This is a genomic window from Mycolicibacterium pyrenivorans (genome assembly GCF_025821625.1).
In the GTDB taxonomy this organism is placed as follows: Bacteria; Actinomycetota; Actinomycetes; order Mycobacteriales; family Mycobacteriaceae; genus Mycobacterium; species Mycobacterium pyrenivorans.
In genome coordinates, this window is record NZ_JACKSH010000170.1 from 1 (window position 1) to 503 (window position 503).

Genomic DNA, 503 nt, shown 5'->3' on the forward strand with positions numbered 1-503 from the left:
AATGTGATCCTCGAGAAATCTCATTCTTTCACCACGACAGGGCATTTCGCTGTTACAACCCGCCTCCCATCCCTACCTCATCGGTGAATCCAGGCTTACGCGCCCACGCCGGCAGGATCGCCGAGGAGAACCGTTGCCGCTCACCGGTATCGGAGTCGATGCGCTTGTCGTTGACCCGCGGGGCGGTCACACTCACCGCGCCCGCCGCGGTCAGCACCTCACGCTGGTGGTGATGGCCGTTGCGGACCACCAGCCGACGCCCGTGCTCGTCGACCGCCCCGGCATGGGCATCGATGTAGGCGGCGACCTCAGCGGCCAACGCCGCGGCCAGCATCTGCTGGGCACCGTCGCGGACGATCTCATCGAGCAACGACCGCGACCCGCCAGCATCCTCGTTGGATGAATCTGTGGTTCCCCCGAAATCGTGGAGGGTTTCCTATGCCGCTTCCGGCTTGGTCTTGGATTCCCTGATCTCGTAGTTGACGGGCGATAGCCCGTCTGCG

The 503-nt window shown here is 64.0% G+C and carries 1 pseudogene; it reads right to left on the reverse strand.

Annotated features, from left to right (window positions below):
* Positions 1–73: 73 nt before the first annotated feature.
* Positions 74–370: pseudogene (locus H7I57_RS20035) on the reverse strand (transposase); the annotation flags it as partial.
* Positions 371–503: the final 133 nt, after the last annotated feature.